This is a genomic window from Kitasatospora sp. RG8, from assembly GCF_017813315.1.
Classification (GTDB): Bacteria; Actinomycetota; Actinomycetes; order Streptomycetales; family Streptomycetaceae; genus Kitasatospora.
The window spans coordinates 51,501-68,602 of the sequence record NZ_JAGIYX010000038.1 but is presented as its reverse complement, the minus strand read 5'-3'; the positions used below and the strand labels follow the sequence as shown (position 1 = coordinate 68,602).

Sequence of the window (17,102 nt, the reverse complement as noted above, 5' to 3'; positions counted from 1 at the left end):
CCGCATGGTCAACGCAGCGGTCACCGGTCCGGTCAAGGACCGTCCCCGGGTGCTCTCCGGCATCCAGCCCACCTCCGGCTCGTTCCACCTCGGCAACTACCTGGGCGCGGTGCGCCAGTGGGTCGACCTGCAGAAGGAGAACGACGCCTTCTACATGGTGGTCGACCTGCACGCGATCACCGTCTCGCAGGACCCGAAGGAGCTGCGCGAGAACACCCGGATCTCCGCCGCCCAGCTGCTCGGCGCCGGCCTGGACCCGGACCACTGCACCCTCTTCATCCAGTCGCACGTGCCCGAGCACGCGCAGCTCGGCTGGGTGATGAACTGCCTCACCGGCTTCGGCGAGGCCTCCCGGATGACCCAGTTCAAGGACAAGTCCAGCCGGCACGGTGCCGACAGCACCACGGTCGGCCTCTTCACCTACCCGGTCCTCATGGTCGCGGACGTCCTGCTCTACCAGGCCGACGCCGTCCCGGTCGGCGAGGACCAGCGCCAGCACCTGGAGCTCACCCGGGACCTCGCCGAGCGCTTCAACACCCGCTACAGCCCGACCTTCACGGTGCCGAAGCCGTACATCCTCAAGGAGACGGCGAAGATCCAGGACCTCCAGGACCCGGGCGCCAAGATGAGCAAGTCCGCCGCCTCGGACAAGGGCCTGGTCAACCTGCTGGACGACCCGAAGAAGAGCGCCAAGAAGTTCAAGAGCGCCGTCACCGACACCGGCACCGTCGTCTCCTACGACGAGGCGGAGAAGCCCGGCGTCTCCAACCTGCTGCGCATCCACTCCGCGCTCAGCGGCCAGTCCATCGACCAGCTGGTCGAGCACTTCGAGGGCAAGATGTACGGCGCCCTGAAGACCGAGCTGGCCGAGCTGTTCACCGAGTGGGTCACCCCCTTCCAGGAGCGCACCCGCACCTTCCTGGACGACCCGGCCGAGCTGGACCGGGTGCTGGCGATCGGCGCCGAGAAGGCCCGCGAGGTGGCGTCGCAGACGCTGGAGGCGGTCTACGACCGGATCGGCTTCCTTCCGGCCGCCAAGCGGTGACTCCGCTGACGAGACTGCCCGATGGTGAGCGGCTCCCCGAGCTGCTCACCATCGGCGTGTCCGTGAGCGTCCCGGACCCGTTCGGCTCGGCGATCCAGGACGCGCGGGCCGGGCACGGCGACCCGCAGGCCCGGTCGATACCCACGCACGTCACCCTGCTGCCGCCGACCGAGGTGGCGGCCGCGGACCTGCCGAAGATCGAGGAGCACCTGGCGGAGGTCGCCGGCGGGCACCGGCCGTTCCGGATGCTGCTGCAGGGCGGCGGCACCTTCCGCCCGGTCTCCCCGGTGGTCTTCGTCCGGGTCGAGGAGGGCGCGCAGGAGTGCCGGCTGCTGGAGGCCGACATCCGCTCCGGCCCGCTGGCCCGGGAGCTGGCGTTCCCGTACCACCCGCACGTCACGGTGGCGCACGGTCTGCCGGAGGACGTCCTGGACCAGGCGTACGAGCAGGCCCGGGGCTTCCGGGCGGCCTTCACGGTCCCGGGCTTCAGCCTCTCCCGGTTCGACGCCGACGAGGTCTGGCGGCCCTGGCGGTCCTACCCGTTCTCCTGACGCGCGTTCAGTCCCCGCGCCCGAGTTCGAGCATCCGGTCGACCACGCGGCGGGCGGCGGCGCCGTCGTCCAGCCCGCAGTGCGTGTCCCGGAAACGGCGGTAGCGCTCCTCGTACCCGGCGGGCAGGGCGCCGCCGCCGTCGGCGAGTGCGCGCAGCTCGGCGAGCAGCCCGGCCGAGGTGGGGACGAGCGGTCCGGGGGCCTGCGGCTCGAAGTCGAAGTAGAAGCCGCGCAGGGTGTCCCGGTAGTGCTCCAGGTCGTAGGTGAAGAAGAGCACCGGGCGGCCGGTGATCACGAAGTCGAACATGATCGACGAGTAGTCGGTGACCAGCACGTCCGCGATCAGCAGCAGCTCCTGCACGTCGGGGTAGTCACCGCAGTCGTACAGGAAGCCGTCGCCGGCGCCGGGCAGCGGCTCGCGGACGTGCACGTGCGGGCGGACCAGCAGCACGTGGTCGCCGCCGAGGGCGCGCCGGGCGTGGTCGAGGTCGATCCGCAGGTCCAGCCGGAAGCCGTCGCCGTCGCCGCGCTGCTGGTCCTCGCGCCAGGTCGGGGCGTACAGCACGACCCGCTTGCCCTCGGGGATGCCGAGCCGGCGCCGGACGGTCGCGGCGTGCCCGGCGTCCGGCCGGGCCAGCACGTCGCCGCGCGGGTAGCCGGCCTCCAGGATCTCGCCGTCGTAGCGGAAGGCCCGGCGCAGGATCGGGGTGGCGAACGCGCTGGGGGAGAGCAGCAGGCTCCACTGCGGGGTCTCCCGGTCCAGCGCCTCCAGATAGCCGTGGTCGGCCAGCCAGGGGTTGTCGACGTCGTGGGCGATCCGCTTGAGCAGGGAGCCGTGCCAGGTCTGCACGACCACCTGGCCGGGGCGGCGCTCCAGGAAGTCCGGGAAGTGCGTGTTGCCGACCAGGTAGCGGCTGGTGGCCAGCGCCCGGTACCACTCCGGGCTCCAGATCCGTACCGCGCGGACCCCGGCGGGCAGCTCGGCCTGGGCGTCGTCGACCACCCAGAGGTGCTCCAGCGGGGCGTCGCGCCGGGCGAGTTCGGCGTGCACGGCGCGCGGTGAGTCGGAGTAGCCGCGGCCGCCGAACACGTCGTACAGCACGGCCTCGCACAGCGGCTCGCGGCGGGCGGCGGGGTAGCCGTCGGTGCGCTGGCGGGCCTGGGTCCAGGCGCTGCGCTCGGTGGCGGTGAGCACCGGCGTGGAGTCCACCAGCAGGGTGTCGTGCCAGCGGCGCTGGAGCAGGACCCGCTTGCCGCCGGCCCGGGTGGTGGCGGGCAGGGCCGGCAGGACGGCGGGGGCGGCGATGAGCGGCCGCTTCGGGCCGTGGTGGCCGGCCGGCCGCAGCGAGGCCTCCCAGACGCCCTTGCGCAGCGGCAGGGTGGTGCCGTCGGAGCCGGTGCGGGTGGCGGGGAGCCGGATCCGGAACCGGCCGTCGTCGCCGTGTTCCACCGGGTGGCGGACCTCGCCGGCGGTGCCGCTGTGGCGCAGGACCAGTTCGAGCGGGCCGTCGCAGGGGCAGTGGCCGGTGAGTTCGAAGCCCTCCGCCCGGACCGCTATCCGTTCGACGTAGCCGGCGGCGGGCTGGACGCAGAACTGGAGCCGGCCGTCGGCCAGGTGCTTGAGGTAGAGCGCCCGGTCCTGCCGGCCGGGCAGCGGGTGCTGACCGGCCACCGGACCGCCGCGCTCGTCCAGGGTGAGCTGCTCGGCGGAGCCGTCCGGGCCCAGCAGCTCGGCGTCCCAGTGCTCCAGGTCGGCGGCGCCGCGCCCGTCGGCGGTGAACGGCCGGTACGGAAGGTGGACGGCGAAGGTGTTGCCGGTGCGGGCGACCGGTCGTTCGAGGACGGCGTCGCTCTCCCGGTGGCGCAGCCGCAGGACGGTCCCGGCCGGGCAGTGGTCGGCGGTTCCGCGCAGGTCGAGGCCGTCGGCGTCGGGGACGGCGCGGGTGAGCCGGACGCCGGGGCGTTCGAGCCGCAGCCGCAGCCGGCCGTCGGCGAAGAACGGCTGGAGCCGGACGTCGTGGTCGACCCAGCGGGCGGGCGGGTACTCCCCGGAGCCGCACCAGTGCGGGCCGAGGGCGCCGTACTGGCGGCGCAGCCGGGTGGGCCGGGGGCGGGTGAAGAGGGTGGTCTCGATCTGCCAGTCGCCGAGCAGCCACTCCTCGCCGCGGCGCAGCCGGCGCAGCTCGATCAGGGCGGTGAAGCCGGACCAGTCGTGGTTGTGGTCGGGCTGCGCGCTGTCGTCGGTCACCTCGGGCAGCCGCCGGGGTCTGGACCGGAGGTGGACGGGCGGCTCGTCCTCGCCGCGGTGCAGGGTGAGCCAGGTCCAGGCGGAGCCGGGGCGGGCGGTGTCCAGGTCGTCGGGGCGGGCGAAGCCGGTGAGTTCGAGCCCGCGGGCGGTCCAGCGGGCGCGCAGCAGGCCGAACTCGGCGTCCTCGTCGCCCGGGGGCAGGCCGTCGCTCGCGCGGGGGTCGGCGTGCGGCAGGACGAGCCGGGTGAGGACTGGCATGCAGTGGCCCTTCGGGACGGGGTCCCGGTCCATGGCGGTGGTCCGGGAGGCCCTCGTACCGAGCCGGAGATCGGACGGGGGCCGAATCGATATCCCATACCGAAAGGACATGTGGGGTCAACTGTACGGTCCGGCGGATTTGCTGAGAGATTCGCTTGCGAAACGTGAGTTCGACGGCAATGTGGTCGTAAAGGACAGGTACCGCCCAGGTAACTCCCAGAAAGCCCGGAGGCGCCCGACGCGAACCACGCGTCGGGCGCCTCCGGGCGGTGTCGGCGGACTACTGCTGGCGGAGCATCCCGTCCACCACGCGGGCCGCGGCGTGGCCGTCGTCGAGGTCGCAGTAGGCCTCGCGGAAGGCCGTGTACTTGTCGGCGTACTCCGCGGTCAGCTCGTCGACCCGGCCGAGCGCGGAGACCAGCTCCTCCGAGGTGGCCAGCAGCGGGCCGGGCGCCTCCGACTCGTAGTCGAGGCTGAAGCCGCGCAGGTTGTCGCGGTAGTGCTCCAGGTCGTGCGTGAAGAACAGCACCGGCTTACCGGTCGCGGCGAAGTCGAACAGCGTGGCCGAGTAGTCGGTGACCAGTACGTCGGCGATCAGCAGCAGCTCGGCCATGTCGGGGTAGCTGCCGACGTCCCAGATGTAGCCGTTGCCGGCGCCGGGGATCTGGCCGCACATCACGCTGTGCCGGCGGACCAGCAGGACCTGGTCGTCGCCCAGTGCGGCCTTCGCCGCCTCCAGGTCGATCCGCAGGTCGATCTGGTAGCCGCCGTTCGGGCGCCGCCGGTCCTCGCGGAAGGTCGGCGCGTAGAGCACGACCTTCTTGCCCTCGGGCAGGCCGAGCCGCTCGCGGACCTGCTCGGCGGTCTTCTCCCGGTCGGAGGCGAACAGCAGGTCGTTCCGGGGCGAACCGCTCTCCAGAATCTCGCCCTTGAAATCGAACGCACGGCGCAGCACCGGCGCCGCCCAGCTGTTCCCGGCCACCAGCACCGACCAGTTCGGAACCTCGGCGGCGAGGCCCTTCAGGTAGTTGGCGTCGGTGAACCAGACCTTCTCGAAGTCGTACCCGATCTGCTTCAGCGGGGTGCCGTGCCAGGTCTGCACGACCACCTGGCCGGGGCGGCGGACGAAGAAGTCCGGCAGGTGCGCGCTGGTGACGATGTACTTGGCGGTGGCCAGCGCCTCGAACCACTCGGGGCTCCAGAGCCGGATGGCGTTCGCCGTCTGCGGCAGCTCGGCCTGGAGGTCGTCGCTGCCCCACAGGTGCTCCAGCGGCAGGCCGCGGCGGACCAGCTCCTCGTGGATCGCCCGCGGCGAGTCCGCGTAGAGGCCGCCGAGCGCGACGTTGTAGAGCACGGTGTCGCGCACCGGGAGCCGGCGGGCCGTCGGGTAGTCGACGGTGCGCAGCTGGCGCTGGCGGTAGCCGCTGCGCTCCTCGGGCAGCAGCGCCGAGTGCGACTCCAGCGAGAGGCCGTCGTAGTAGCGGCGCTCCAGCACGATCCGCTTGCCGCGCGACTCGACCTCCAGCGGCAGGGAGGTGAAGCAGTCGGGCGAGATCAGCGCGTGCCGGACCAGGACCGTGCCGGCCGGCTCGCCGACCGGGCGGAAGAAGACGTCCCAGGTGCCCTGGGCGAGCGGCACCCGGCCGGCGAAGGAGGCCGTCGGCACCGGCGGCAGCGCGGCCCGGAACCGGCCGTCCGCGATCTCCACCGGGTAGACGTGCTCCTCCTCGCGCCAGTTGTGCCGCACGACGAGCTCCCAGCGGTGGTTGCCGGGCAGCGGGAAGGACCCGCTGAACAGGAAGCCGTCGGCGCCGCGGGAGGCGACCTCGTCCACCACCGGCTGGAGCAGCTGGTCGGAGAACTGGAGGTAGCCGCCGGGGGAGGGCTTGGAGTAGAGCGCGCGGCGCTCCTCGGCCGGGGCGTCCGGGTTCAGCGCGACGTGCAGCTGTTCGGGCGCGTTGCGGTCGTCCAGCGCCACCGGCACGGTGCGGCCGTCGGCGAGCAGCAGGGCGGTGTCCCAGCGGTCGCGGCTGCGCTCGTTGGCGACCGGGTCGAGCTCGGCCCAGGCCCGGCGGACGGCGGTCAGCTCGTCCAGCGGGACGGACGTGGAGAACGGCTGGAGCGTGCCGACCGGGGCGCCGAGCTCCAGCGGGTAGAGCAGCTCGCGGTCGGACTCGACGTGGGTGAGCTTGAGGCGGGCCCCGGCGAGGTCCGGGCCGGAGCGGGCCGCGCCGGACACCTCCACCCGGCCGCCGTGGGCGGCCAGGCCGGTCGCGCGCGCCCGGACGGTCTCCACCCGCAGGTACACGTGGCCGTCCCGGACCCACGGCACGACCCGCACGTCCGCATCGACCCACTGCGCGGGGAGGTACGCGGCGGTGTCGCTCCAGCCGGCCGAGATCCGGCCCTTGTAGACGCCGCCCTTGCCGGCGCCGGCCACCAGGACGCGCCAGTTGCCGTCCTTCCACTGGCCCCGCTGCTTGAGCTTCTTGGGGTCGAGGGCGACGCTGAAGCCGGCCCAGTCGCAGTTGTACAGGTCGTGCTTGGAGCTGGCGGTGGCCTCGGGGCTGTACAGGGTCTTCATCGGCACGGCGAGCACCCGGCGGCCCTTGGTCTCGCGCAGCACCAGCGTGCGGACCATGTCGAGCTTGTTGGCGGCGCCCAGCTGCTCCGGGTAGGCGTGCCCGGTCAGCTCCAGCTTGCCGCCGACCCAGGCGGACTCGTACAGCCGGCTGCGCATCACCAGCGAGTTGTCCAGCTTGAGCACGGAGGCCGGCACGCTCTTGCGCCCGCCGCGCAGGAACGGGTAGTCCGCGTACGGGCGCAGCAGGCCGCGGGCGGCGACACCGCCGTTGCTCTCGCCCTCGTACTTGATCTGCTCGACGAACTCGTCGATCCGGCCCGACAGGGTCAGGTGGTACTTCAGCCGCAGCGGCGCGCGCAGCTTGCGGACCTGCTCGGGGCCGATCGCCCGGAGCAGCCGGCCGACGTTCTTGAGGTAGGCGTCCCGGTACTCCTTGTCGCCGTCCACGACGGACCAGAAGAACATCGGGATCTCCTCGACGAGGGTGTTCTCGTCGTAGGAGCGCAGGTACTCGGCGAAACGCGGGTCGGTCTGCTTCTTCAGCCAGCCGCGGACCAGCTCCACCGAGGCGACCCGGTCGACCAGGCCCTTGGGGTTGGTCCGCATCTGCGTGATCGACATCTCGCCGACCTCGCGCTCGCGCCAGTGGTAGATCGGCTCGGAGAGCACGTCCACGCTCTTGGCGAGGTAGTGGTGCGGCACGCTGACCGGGGCGTCCTCGTACAGGATGCCCTCGGGGTAGAGCAGGCCGGCCGCGTCGAAGAAGGACCGGCGGTACACCTTGTTCCACGCCGTGCGGTCGGTGACCAGCGCGGGGATCTCGGTGATGTGGGTCTTGAGCCTGGTCTCCTTGAAGGGCTTCACGTGCCCGCCGGACTGGTAGTAGCCCACCGCGCGGAAGCGCAGCACGTTGCCGGTGACGAAGTCGGAGCCGGTCTCGGCCAGCGTGTTGATCATGAGCTCGTACGCGCTCGGCGGCATCGAGTCGTCGCTGTCGACGAAGCAGAGGAACTCGGCGTCCGGGTCGATGTGCCGGATGCCGGTGTTCCGGGCCGCGCCGAGGCCCTTGTTCACCTGGCGGACCAGCCGGAACCGGGAGTCCTTGGCGGCGTACGCCTCGGCGAGCGCCGCGCTGTCGTCCTTCGAACCGTCGTCGACCATGACGCACTCGAAGTCCGTGAACGTCTGGGCGGCGATCGAGTCGAGGCATTCCACGAGGTAGCGCTCGACGTTGTAGATCGGGACGACGATGGAGAGGCGGGGAGCCATCGGCTACGCAGGCCTTTCTTGGGGAAGGAGCGTGGCAGCCCGTTCGGGGCCTGGCCGCACTTGGAACCGGTGCGTACGTGCCCAGCGATCCTACCTTCCGGCCCCGGAGGCCCTCCGGGGCCGCCGAGGGCCGCCGGGCAGGTCCGGAGCCGCGGCCCCGCACCCTACCGGCCCCGCGGCGGACCGGGCGGGGTGGGACCGGCCGGGCGGGCGGCCACTACTCTGTGCCCATGCCCCGCTTCAGCGTCATCGTCCCCGTCCACCGGGTCCAGGAGTACCTCCCCGAGTGCCTCGACTCGGTGCTCGGCCAGGGCGGCCCGGACTTCGAGCTGATCGCGGTGGACGACCGCTCGCCGGACGGCTGCGGCGCGATCCTCGACGAGGCCGCCGCCGCCGACCCCCGGGTGCGGGTGCTGCACCTGCCGGAGAACGTCGGCCTCGGCCGGGCCCGCAACGCCGGCCTGGAGGTCGCCACCGGCGAGTACGTGATCTTCCTGGACAGCGACGACACGCTGACCCCCGGTCTGCTCAAGGCCGTCGACGACCGGCTCGCGGCCGGCGGCGACCCGGACGTCCTGGTCTACGACTACGCCCGCACCTACGTCGACGGCCGGATCACCCGCGCCGCCTCGGCGCACGTCTTCGGCGCCGACTCCCCGGACGTCTTCGACCTCGACCGCCGGCCCGACCTGCTCGACCTGCTCCAGGTGGTCTGGAACAAGGCCTACCGCCGCGACTTCATCACCGGGCAGGGCCTCGTCTTCCCCGCGGGCTACTACGAGGACACCCCCTGGACGTACCCGGCGCTGCTCGCCGCGGAGAGCATCACCCTGCTCGACCAGGTCGGCGTGCACTACCGCCAGCGCCAGGAGGGCGGCAACATCCTGGCCACCGCCAGCCGCAAGCACTTCGACGTCTTCGCCCAGTACGACCTGGTCTTCGCCTTCCTGGACGGCCGCCCCGACCTCGACCGCTGGCGCCCGGTGGTCTACGGCCGGATGCTGCACCACCTCAACACCGTCGTCTCCAAGGCCGGCCGCGTCCCGCCCGGCGACCGCCGCGAGTACTTCCGCCGTGCCGCCGCGCACTGCGCCCGGCTGCGCCCGGCCGGCTACCGGCCGCCGGCCGGAGTCGACGGCGTGCGCACCGAACTGCTCAGCCACGGCCGCTACGGCGCCTACCAGGCCGTCCGCGCACTGGCCCGCGCCCGCCGGCTGGTCAGGCGCTGACCCGCCGAACCCCGCAGGGACGCGGGGAGCCTGACGGCCGTTCGGGCGAACGGCCGGTATAACCGGTCGCGTGGACTTCCTGACCCGCCTCCCGGTGATCGGCCCGTTCGTGGCGCGGGTGCTGCGCAGCCGCCCCTACCGCGTGTACCAGCACTTCGCCACCGCCCGCGGCAACCGGTTGGCCGGCGCGATCACCTTCTTCGGCTTCCTCGCGCTCTTCCCGCTGCTCACCGTGGCGCTGGCGATCGCGGTCGCGACCTTCAGCGACACCCGGGTCGCCGAGCTGCAGAAGCGCATCTCCGACCAGCTGCCGGGCATCTCCGACGCGCTCAACCTGCCCTCGCTGGTGGCCAACGCGGGCGCGGTCGGGCTGGTCAGCGGCGTGCTGCTGCTGATCTCCGGCCTCGGCTGGGTGGACACCATGCGCACCTCGATCCGGGACGTCTGGCAGTTGCCGGAGAGCGACACCAACGCCGTGCTGCGCAAGGCCCTGGACTGCCTGGTGCTCTTCGGGCTGGGCCTGGTCTCGCTCTTCTCGCTGGCCGCGTCCACCGCCGGGACGACCCTCGCCGGCCGGATCGCCGAGTGGATCGGGCTGGGCACCGGCGGGCCCGGCGGCTACCTGCTGACCGGCGTCGGCCTGCTGATCGCGGTCGCCTCCGACATGGTGCTCTTCGCCTACCTGCTGGCGCCCTTCCCCGGGATCGGCGGCCAGCGGCGGCGGGACGTGCTCCAGGGGGCCCTGATCGGCGGGGTCGGCTTCGAGCTGCTGAAGATCCTGCTCGCCTCCTACCTCGGCTCGGTGGCCGGGAAGAGCATCTACGGCGCCTTCGGCGTGCCGGTGGCCCTGCTGCTCTGGATCAACTTCGTCTGCCGGCTGCTGATGTACTGCGTCGCCTGGACGGCCACCGCCGACCCGGCCGCCGCCCGCGCCCGGGCCCGCGAACGCGCCCGGGCGATGGTGGCCGCGGCCGACGAGGAGGAGGCGGCGGCGCAGACGGGGACGCCGGCGGAGGCGGGCAAGCCGCAGGCCCGGCCCCAGGAGTGAGACCGGGCCTGACGCGGCGTCCGTCAGCCGGACGACGGGCGGCGTCGCCGCCGCAGGAACAGCGCGCCGGCGCCGCCCGCGGCCAGGGCGAGCGCCACGGCCGTCCAGCCGGCCGGGCCGAGCAGCCCGTCGTCACCGGTGTCGGCGGCGGTCGTGGCGGCCGCCGCGGTCGGCGGTGCGGTCGTGGCGGCGGGTGACGGGTGCGGCGGCGGAGCGGGCACCCCGGCGGTGCCGCCCGCCTGCCCGGTCGGCGCCGGCTCGGCGCCCCCGGCGGGGGCCTCGTCCACCAGCCGTCCGACCGGGGTGACCTTGTCGGCGGCCGCGAACCCCCAGTCGAGCAGCGCAGCCGTCTCGTCGTACACCTTCTGATACGTCGACGGGTGCATCACCGTCACCAGCAGGGTGCGGCCGTCCCGTTCGGCGGCTCCGACGAAGGTCGAGCCGGCCTCGGTGGTGAAACCGTTCTTCACGCCGATCAGGCCCGGGTACTTGCCCAGCAGCCGGTCGGTGTTGGCGATCCCGAAGCTGCCGCGCTGGCCCGTGTTCTTGTCCACCGCGCCGGGGAACAGGGCGTCCCGGGTGGCGCAGTACATCCGGAAGTCGGGGTTGCGCAGCCCGGCCCGGGCGAACAGCGTCAGGTCGTACGCCGAGGAGAGCTGGCCGTCCATGTCGTAGCCGTCCGGCGACACCACCTTGGTGTCCTTGGCCTGGAGCGCGTCCGCACGGGCCTGCATCTCGGCGACGGTCTGCGGGACCCCGCCGTTCATGTGCGACAGGACGTGCACCGCGTCGTTGCCCGAGCTGAGGAACACCCCGCGCCAGAGGTCCTCGACCTTGTACTCCAGGTCCTCCTTGATGCCGACGAGGCTGCTGCCGGCGCCGATCCCCTGGATCTCGGCGTCCGCGACCTTGTGCACCAGGTTGCGGTCGAACTTGGGCAGCACGGTGTCCGCGAAGAGGATCTTCAACGTGCTGGCCGGTGCGAGCCGCTTGTGCGGGTTGCTGGCCGCCAGCACCTCCCCTGACGTGGCGTCGGCGACCACCCAGGACTGTCCGGTGAGTCCCGCCGGCAGTGCCGGGGCGCCTGCCTGGGGTGCGACCTGGACACCGGAGAGTCCCAGCCGCTCGCCGCCGATCGCCACCGCCGGGGGCGGCGGCTCGTGCGGGGCCGCGACGGCCGCCGGGGCGGCGAGGAGCGGGAGGGCCGCGGCGTAGGCGGCGAGCAGGTGTGCGAGCTTAGGGCGTTTGGGCACCAGCAGACCGTACCCAGTCAGGGCCCCCGTCGTCCGCCCCTCCGGGCCGGTAATCCGCAGGAGGGGGTCACCGTACGCCGAACGGACGCCTGCGCATACTGGGAGGGCACACCTTCTTCACGCCACCGCCCGTTGAGGACCCCCATGAAGCTCAGCCGCCGCACCTCCTGGTTCCTGACCGCCTTCGGCGTCTGGTCCATGATCATCTGGACCACCTTCGTCAAGAACCTCTGGAAGGACTCCGGCGGCCAGGCCTTCACCAACGGCGACCACTCCCAGCCCACCGCCTTCTTCTGGATCCACCTCCTGCTCGCCGTGACCTCCTTCGTCCTCGGCGTCGCCGTCGGTGCCGTCGGTGTCCGCGGCCTGCGCGCAACCCGCCGCGAGCCGGCCGCCGGCTGACGCCGGCCGCCGGGAACGACCGAGGGCCCGTCCGATCACAGGATCGGACGGGCCCTCGGTGTTCGGCGGTGGATCAGAAGCGGCGGGTGACCAGCGCCCGCTTCACTTCCTGGATCGCCTTGGTGACCTCGATGCCACGCGGGCAGGCCTCGGAGCAGTTGAAGGTGGTCCGGCAGCGCCAGACGCCCTCACGGTCGTTGAGGATCTCCAGCCGCTGCTCGGCACCCTCGTCGCGCGAGTCGAAGATGAAGCGGTGCGCGTTGACGATCGCGGCCGGGCCGAAGTACTGGCCGTCGTTCCAGAAGACCGGGCAGGACGACGTGCACGCGGCGCACAGGATGCACTTGGTGGTGTCGTCGAAGCGCTCGCGGTCCTCGGCGGACTGCAGGCGCTCACGCGTCGGGTCGTTCCCCTTGGTGATGAGGAACGGCATGACGTCCTTGTACGCCTGGAAGAACGGGTCCATGTCCACGACCAGGTCCTTGAGGACCGTGAGGCCCTTGATGGCCTCGATCGTGATCGGCTTCTCCGGGTTGACGTCCTTGATCAGGGTCTTGCACGCCAGCCGGTTGCGGCCGTTGATCCGCATCGCGTCGGAGCCGCAGATGCCGTGCGCGCAGGAACGGCGGTAGGTGAGGGTGCCGTCCTGCTCCCACTTGATCTTGTTGAGCGCGTCCAGGACGCGCTCCTTCGGGTCCAGGGTCAGCTGGTAGTCGACCCACACCGGGTCCGGGTGCTCCTCCGGGTTGAACCGGCGGATCCGGAAGGTGACGGTGATCAGCTCGACACCGCCCGCCTCGGCCGCGTCCAGAGCGGCCGAGTGCTTCTCCACAGTCGGAGTGCTCATCAGTACTTACGCTCCATCGGCTGGTAGCGGGTCGTGACGACCGGCTTGTAGTCGAGGCGGATGGAGGTGGTGCCGTCCTCGGCAACCTCCTGGTACGCCATGGTGTGCTGCATGAACTTCACGTCGTCACGGGTCGGGAAGTCCTCGCGGTAGTGGCCGCCGCGCGACTCCTCGCGGGCCAGCGCGGAGACCGCCAGCACCTCGGCCAGGTCGAGCAGGTTGCCCAGCTCGACGGCCTCCAGCAGGTCCGTGTTGTAACGGAAGCCCTTGTCCTGGATGGCGACGTTCTTGTACCGCTCACGCAGCGCGGCGATGTCCTCGACCGCCTGCTTCAGCGTGGCGCCGGTGCGGTAGACCATGGCGTTGGTGTCCATGGTCTCCTGCAGCTCCTTGCGGATCTGCGCCACGGACTCGGTGCCGGTGGACTCGCGCAGGCCGTCGACCAGCGCCTGCACCTTCTCGGCCGGGTTCTCGGGCAGCTCGGTGAAGTCCACCGTCTGCGCGTAGTCGGCGGCGGCGATGCCGGCCCGCTTGCCGAAGACGTTGATGTCCAGCAGCGAGTTGGTGCCCAGGCGGTTGGCGCCGTGCACGGACACGCAGGCGACCTCGCCGGCCGCGTACAGGCCCGGGACGATGTCGGTGTTGTTGCGCAGGACCTCACCCTCGACGTTGGTCGGGATGCCGCCCATGGCGTAGTGCGCGGTGGGCTGGATCGGGATCGGGTCCGTGTAGGGCTCGATGCCGAGGTAGGTGCGCGCGAACTCGGTGATGTCCGGGAGCTTGGCGTCCAGCTGCTCCGGCGGCAGGTGGGTGAGGTCCAGGTAGACGTGGTCGCCGTCCGGACCGCAGCCGCGGCCTTCGCGGATCTCGGTGTAGATCGCGCGGGAGCAGACGTCACGGGACGCGAGGTCCTTCATGACGGGGGCGTAGCGCTCCATGAAGCGCTCGCCGTCCTTGTTGCGCAGGATGCCGCCCTCGCCGCGGGCGCCCTCGGTGAGCAGGATGCCCATGCGCCAGATGCCCGTCGGGTGGAACTGGAAGAACTCCATGTCCTCCAGCGGCAGGCCCCGGCGGTAGACCAGGGCCTGGCCGTCACCGGTGAGGGTGTGGGCGTTGGAGGAGACCTTGAAGAACTTGCCGGTGCCGCCGGAGGCGAACACGACCGACTTGGCCTGGAAGACGTGGATCTCGCCGGTGGCCAGCTCGTAGGCGACGACGCCGGCCGTCTTGCCCTCGTTGATCAGCAGGTCGAGGACGTAGAACTCGTTGAAGAACTCGACACCGTGCTTGACGCAGTTCTGGAACAGCGTCTGGAGGATCATGTGACCGGTGCGGTCGGCCGCGTAGCAGGAACGGCGGACCGGGGCCTCGCCGTGGTTGCGGGAGTGGCCGCCGAAGCGGCGCTGGTCGATCCGGCCCTGCTCGGTGCGGGAGAAGGGCAGGCCCATCTTCTCCAGGTCGAGGACGGCGTCGATGGCCTCCTTGCACATGATCTCGGCGGCGTCCTGGTCGACCAGGTAGTCACCACCCTTGACCGTGTCGAAGGTGTGCCACTCCCAGTTGTCCTCCTCGACGTTGGCGAGGGCGGCGCACATGCCGCCCTGGGCCGCGCCGGTGTGGGACCGGGTGGGGTAGAGCTTGGTCAGCACCGCGGTGCGGCTGCGCTGGGTCGACTCGATGGCCGCGCGCATGCCGGCGCCGCCGGCGCCGACGATGACGGTGTCGTACTGGTGAATCTGCATGGGGGGTTAACTCGCCTCTGGCCTCTGCCGATTGCCGATTAAATGCTGAGTCGTCAGATGTTGGGGTCGAAGGTGAAGATCACCAGGGTGCCGAGCAGCACGGTGAAGACCGTGGCGGCGCCCATGAGGCCCTTCAGCCAGAGCCGGGTGGAGTCCTTCTCGGCGTAGTCGTTGATGACCGTCCGCATGCCGTTGGCGCCGTGCAGCATGGCGAGCCAGAGCATCAGGAGGTCCCAGCCCTGCCAGAACGGCGAGGCCCAGCGGCCGGCCACGAAGGCGAAGCCGATCTTCGAGACGCCGCCGTCGAGCACCAGCATGATCAGCAGGTGGCCGAGGATCAGCACCACGAGGACGATGCCGGACAGGCGCATGAAGAGCCAGGCCAGCATCTCGAAGTTGGTGCGAGTGCGGCGCGGGGTCTTCTTGGTCCGCTGGCGGGCCGGCTCGATGACGAACTCGTCCGCCGGGTTGCCGGTGCCGAGACCCTTGCCGGTGTGCGCCTGGGCGGAGGGGACCACCAGGGCGTCGGAGATTTCCGTGGACATGTCTCAGATCACTTCCCGAACCAGGTGAGCAGGGTGTGTTCGAGGATGTTGTAGAAGGAGCCGGCCAGCAGGACGACCCACACCCCGACCACGGTCCAGAGCATCTGCTTCTGGTACTTCGGGCCCTTCGACCAGAAGTCGACGGCGACGACCCGCAGGCCGTTGAGAGCGTGGAACAGGATGGCGGCCACCAGGCCGTACTCCATCAGGTTCACCAGTGGCGTCTTGTACGTCTGAATGACGGAGTCGTACGCCTCGGGCGACACTCGCACCAGCGCGGTGTCCAGGACATGAGCGAACAGGAAGAAGAAGATGAGGACGCCGGTGACTCGATGAGCCACCCAGCTCCACATGCCTTCCCGGCCGCGGTACAACGTTCCAGCCGGCACGGAAAAACCCTCCGGAAGCGATTGGGGGCTCGGCCGGCTTCGGTGTCGGTCAGCCCGGCCGGGTACGGTCCACCGGCCGCGAGCATCCTATCGACGCCGTCTCGGTAACCGCCTCCGGGGGCCCGAGGTGTGATCAATCAGGCACGACTGGCCTAGTCGGGCGGGAACTCCGCCCCGTTCGGGGACCCAGGGTGACCGTCCGGTTGCGCTACGGTGGCGGCCCCTCCCGCGCCGACACCCTGCCGAGGCCGCCGTGCCGCTCCGCCAGCCCCGCCCGTCCGCCCCCGTCGTCGTCTGCGCCCTGCTGCTCGCGGCGGGCTGCACCACGGTCGGCGGCTCCGCCGACCAGGCCGGGCCGGGGCGCGAGCTGTCCGCCGCCGAGCTGCGGGCGGCCGCGGTGGCCGACGCGGACCTGGGGCCCGGCTACACGGTGACGGTGATGACGCCGGGGCACGGCGAGACCGGGTCGGGCGGTGCGCGGGAGGTCTCCGACCTGCCGGCCTGCCAGCCGCTGCTGGACGCGGTGGCCCCGGCCGCTCCGCCGGGCGCCGCCTCGGCCTCGCCCGGGCCGGGGGCCCCGTACGCCGAGACCGACCTGGGGGTGGCGCGCGCGGCCGACCCGCAGGGCGGTGTGTACGGGGGGCTGCTCGGCTACCGCACCGGGCGGGCGGCGCAGCTCCAGGCGGAGCTGGAGAAGCTGTTCGGCCCGTGCGCCTCGTTCACCTCCACCGCGCCGCCGCCGGTGGACAAGGCGCGGAAGGGCGTGCGGACCAGGCACCGGTTGAGCCGGGACGACACGCCCACGCCAGGGGGAGCCGACGCGGTGACCGGGTTCACCCTGACGAATGAATCGGGTTCGGTGGTGCTCTCCCAGCGTGCGGTCCTGGTCCGGGTCGGCCCGGCACTGGCGGTCTTCAGCACGGTGGGCGTCGGCGCGGAGCCGGCCACGGCGCCGGACGAGCGGATCGTCCGGCAGCAGGTGGCGAAGCTCCGCGCCGCGCAGGCGAAGAGGTGAGGCGGGTTCAGCGCGCGCCGGCCTCCGAGTGGGTCGCGACCAGGTGCTCCAGCCGGGTCAGGGCGATCCGGCGCAGTTCGTCCGAGGCGATCAGTCGCTCCTCGTCCGGGTCGTTGGCCAGCCGGGTGCGGATGGAGGTGAGCACGGTGTCGAGCATCTCCTCGGGGGCGACGCCCTCCAGGCAGACCACGAAGACGTGCCCGAAGCGCGCCTCGTACGCGGCGTGGGCCGCCCGCAGCGCGGTGTGCGCGGCCTGGCTGCCGGGGGCGCGCATGCCGAGGAGCGGCTGCGGCATCCAGCTCTCGTCCGCCAGTGCCTCGGCGAGGTCCGCCGGGCGCAGGTCGTAGGAGGCCTCGCTGGCGGCGGCCAGCAGGGACTCTATGTCGGGGTAGGGCCGGTGTGCGGTGAGGCGCAGGGCCCAGCGGTGGCTGCCGCAGCAGGCCAGGAGGGCCTCCTCGGCGGCGCCGGCGTCGGCCTCGTTGAAGCGGTGCAGTCCGAGGAGGGTCGGCTCGGAGCTGGGATCGAGCCGCTGCGGCGGGATGTCGCTGGCCAGCGGGTCCTCCTCGTGAGGGCGGGAAGGTGCCGGTGAAAGGGGAGGTGGAGCAGGTGAAGTATCGGACTGCGGGGCGGCGTCCAGCGCCCGCCGGGCAGTGACTCAACGGTAGTTGAGCAGTCAT

General features: G+C 71.9%; 14 protein-coding genes. 6 read left to right on the top strand and 8 right to left on the bottom strand.

The features are described 5' to 3' along the window. Positions 1 to 4: 4 nt before the first annotated feature. Both trpS and J5Y04_RS36235 read left to right on the top strand, forming a co-directional pair. Positions 5 to 1,045, top strand: a complete 1,041-nt coding sequence (gene trpS / locus J5Y04_RS36240) for a tryptophan--tRNA ligase (protein ID WP_209416785.1) — start codon at positions 5 to 7, stop codon at positions 1,043 to 1,045. Positions 1,046 to 1,107: 62 nt separating this feature from the next. Continuing rightward, entirely contained in the window at positions 1,108 to 1,596 is a 489-nt protein-coding gene (locus tag J5Y04_RS36235) for a 2'-5' RNA ligase family protein (RefSeq protein ID WP_307853478.1), read from the top strand. 7 nt (positions 1,597 to 1,603) lie between these two features. Here the strand turns inward: J5Y04_RS36235 and J5Y04_RS36230 are convergent, their stop codons facing one another. Continuing rightward, on the bottom strand, positions 1,604 to 4,102 hold the full coding sequence (locus J5Y04_RS36230; RefSeq protein WP_209416784.1) for a CDP-glycerol glycerophosphotransferase family protein: 2,499 nt from the start codon (positions 4,100 to 4,102) through the stop codon (positions 1,604 to 1,606). A 280-nt stretch (positions 4,103 to 4,382) separates the two neighbouring features. Next, the gene (locus J5Y04_RS36225; protein WP_209416783.1) at positions 4,383 to 7,955 is read right to left on the bottom strand and encodes a bifunctional glycosyltransferase family 2 protein/CDP-glycerol:glycerophosphate glycerophosphotransferase; all 3,573 of its coding nucleotides are present in this window, start codon (positions 7,953 to 7,955) and stop codon (positions 4,383 to 4,385) included. A gap of 230 nt (positions 7,956 to 8,185) precedes the next feature. On the opposite strand from J5Y04_RS36225, the gene J5Y04_RS36220 reads away from it, so the two are divergent. After that, positions 8,186 to 9,184 (top strand): glycosyltransferase family 2 protein, encoded by a 999-nt coding sequence (locus tag J5Y04_RS36220; RefSeq protein ID WP_209416782.1) that lies wholly within the window; start codon positions 8,186 to 8,188, stop codon positions 9,182 to 9,184. A gap of 70 nt (positions 9,185 to 9,254) precedes the next feature. Next, on the top strand, positions 9,255 to 10,232 hold the full coding sequence (locus tag J5Y04_RS36215; RefSeq protein WP_209416781.1) for a YihY/virulence factor BrkB family protein: 978 nt from the start codon (positions 9,255 to 9,257) through the stop codon (positions 10,230 to 10,232). A gap of 23 nt (positions 10,233 to 10,255) precedes the next feature. On the opposite strand, the gene J5Y04_RS36210 is transcribed toward J5Y04_RS36215, so the two are convergent. Further along, on the bottom strand, positions 10,256 to 11,485 hold the full coding sequence (locus tag J5Y04_RS36210) for a D-alanyl-D-alanine carboxypeptidase (protein WP_307853477.1): 1,230 nt from the start codon (positions 11,483 to 11,485) through the stop codon (positions 10,256 to 10,258). 144 nt (positions 11,486 to 11,629) lie between these two features. Here J5Y04_RS36210 and J5Y04_RS36205 point away from each other — a divergent pair, with 144 nt between their 5' ends. Then, positions 11,630 to 11,887, top strand: a complete 258-nt coding sequence (locus tag J5Y04_RS36205; protein WP_209416780.1) for an SCO4848 family membrane protein — start codon at positions 11,630 to 11,632, stop codon at positions 11,885 to 11,887. Positions 11,888 to 11,960: 73 nt separating this feature from the next. On the opposite strand, the gene J5Y04_RS36200 is transcribed toward J5Y04_RS36205, so the two are convergent. The 4 genes from J5Y04_RS36200 to sdhC are packed head-to-tail and all read right to left on the bottom strand — an operon-like array spanning position 11,961 to position 15,410. Beyond that, positions 11,961 to 12,734 carry a succinate dehydrogenase iron-sulfur subunit gene (locus J5Y04_RS36200; protein WP_209416779.1) on the bottom strand — a complete coding sequence of 258 codons (774 nt, stop codon included), beginning with the start codon at positions 12,732 to 12,734 and terminating at the stop codon, positions 11,961 to 11,963. Then, positions 12,734 to 14,476, bottom strand: a complete 1,743-nt coding sequence (sdhA, locus tag J5Y04_RS36195) for a succinate dehydrogenase flavoprotein subunit (RefSeq protein ID WP_209416778.1) — start codon at positions 14,474 to 14,476, stop codon at positions 12,734 to 12,736. The genes J5Y04_RS36200 and sdhA overlap by 1 nt, the downstream gene beginning before the upstream one ends. 53 nt (positions 14,477 to 14,529) lie before the next feature. After that, positions 14,530 to 15,021: a succinate dehydrogenase hydrophobic membrane anchor subunit gene (locus J5Y04_RS36190; protein ID WP_209416777.1), complete on the bottom strand. Its 492-nt coding sequence runs from the start codon at positions 15,019 to 15,021 to the stop codon at positions 14,530 to 14,532. 8 nt (positions 15,022 to 15,029) lie between these two features. Beyond that, positions 15,030 to 15,410 carry a succinate dehydrogenase, cytochrome b556 subunit gene (sdhC, locus tag J5Y04_RS36185; RefSeq protein ID WP_148644469.1) on the bottom strand — a complete coding sequence of 127 codons (381 nt, stop codon included), beginning with the start codon at positions 15,408 to 15,410 and terminating at the stop codon, positions 15,030 to 15,032. A 253-nt stretch (positions 15,411 to 15,663) separates the two neighbouring features. On the opposite strand from sdhC, the gene J5Y04_RS36180 reads away from it, so the two are divergent. After that, positions 15,664 to 16,425 (top strand): hypothetical protein, encoded by a 762-nt coding sequence (locus tag J5Y04_RS36180; RefSeq protein ID WP_209416776.1) that lies wholly within the window; start codon positions 15,664 to 15,666, stop codon positions 16,423 to 16,425. Positions 16,426 to 16,432: 7 nt separating this feature from the next. Here J5Y04_RS36180 and J5Y04_RS36175 read toward each other — a convergent pair whose 3' ends face one another. Beyond that, the gene (locus J5Y04_RS36175; protein ID WP_374106189.1) at positions 16,433 to 16,870 is read right to left on the bottom strand and encodes a 2-oxo-4-hydroxy-4-carboxy-5-ureidoimidazoline decarboxylase; all 438 of its coding nucleotides are present in this window, start codon (positions 16,868 to 16,870) and stop codon (positions 16,433 to 16,435) included. Between the last annotated feature and the right edge of the window lie 232 nt (positions 16,871 to 17,102).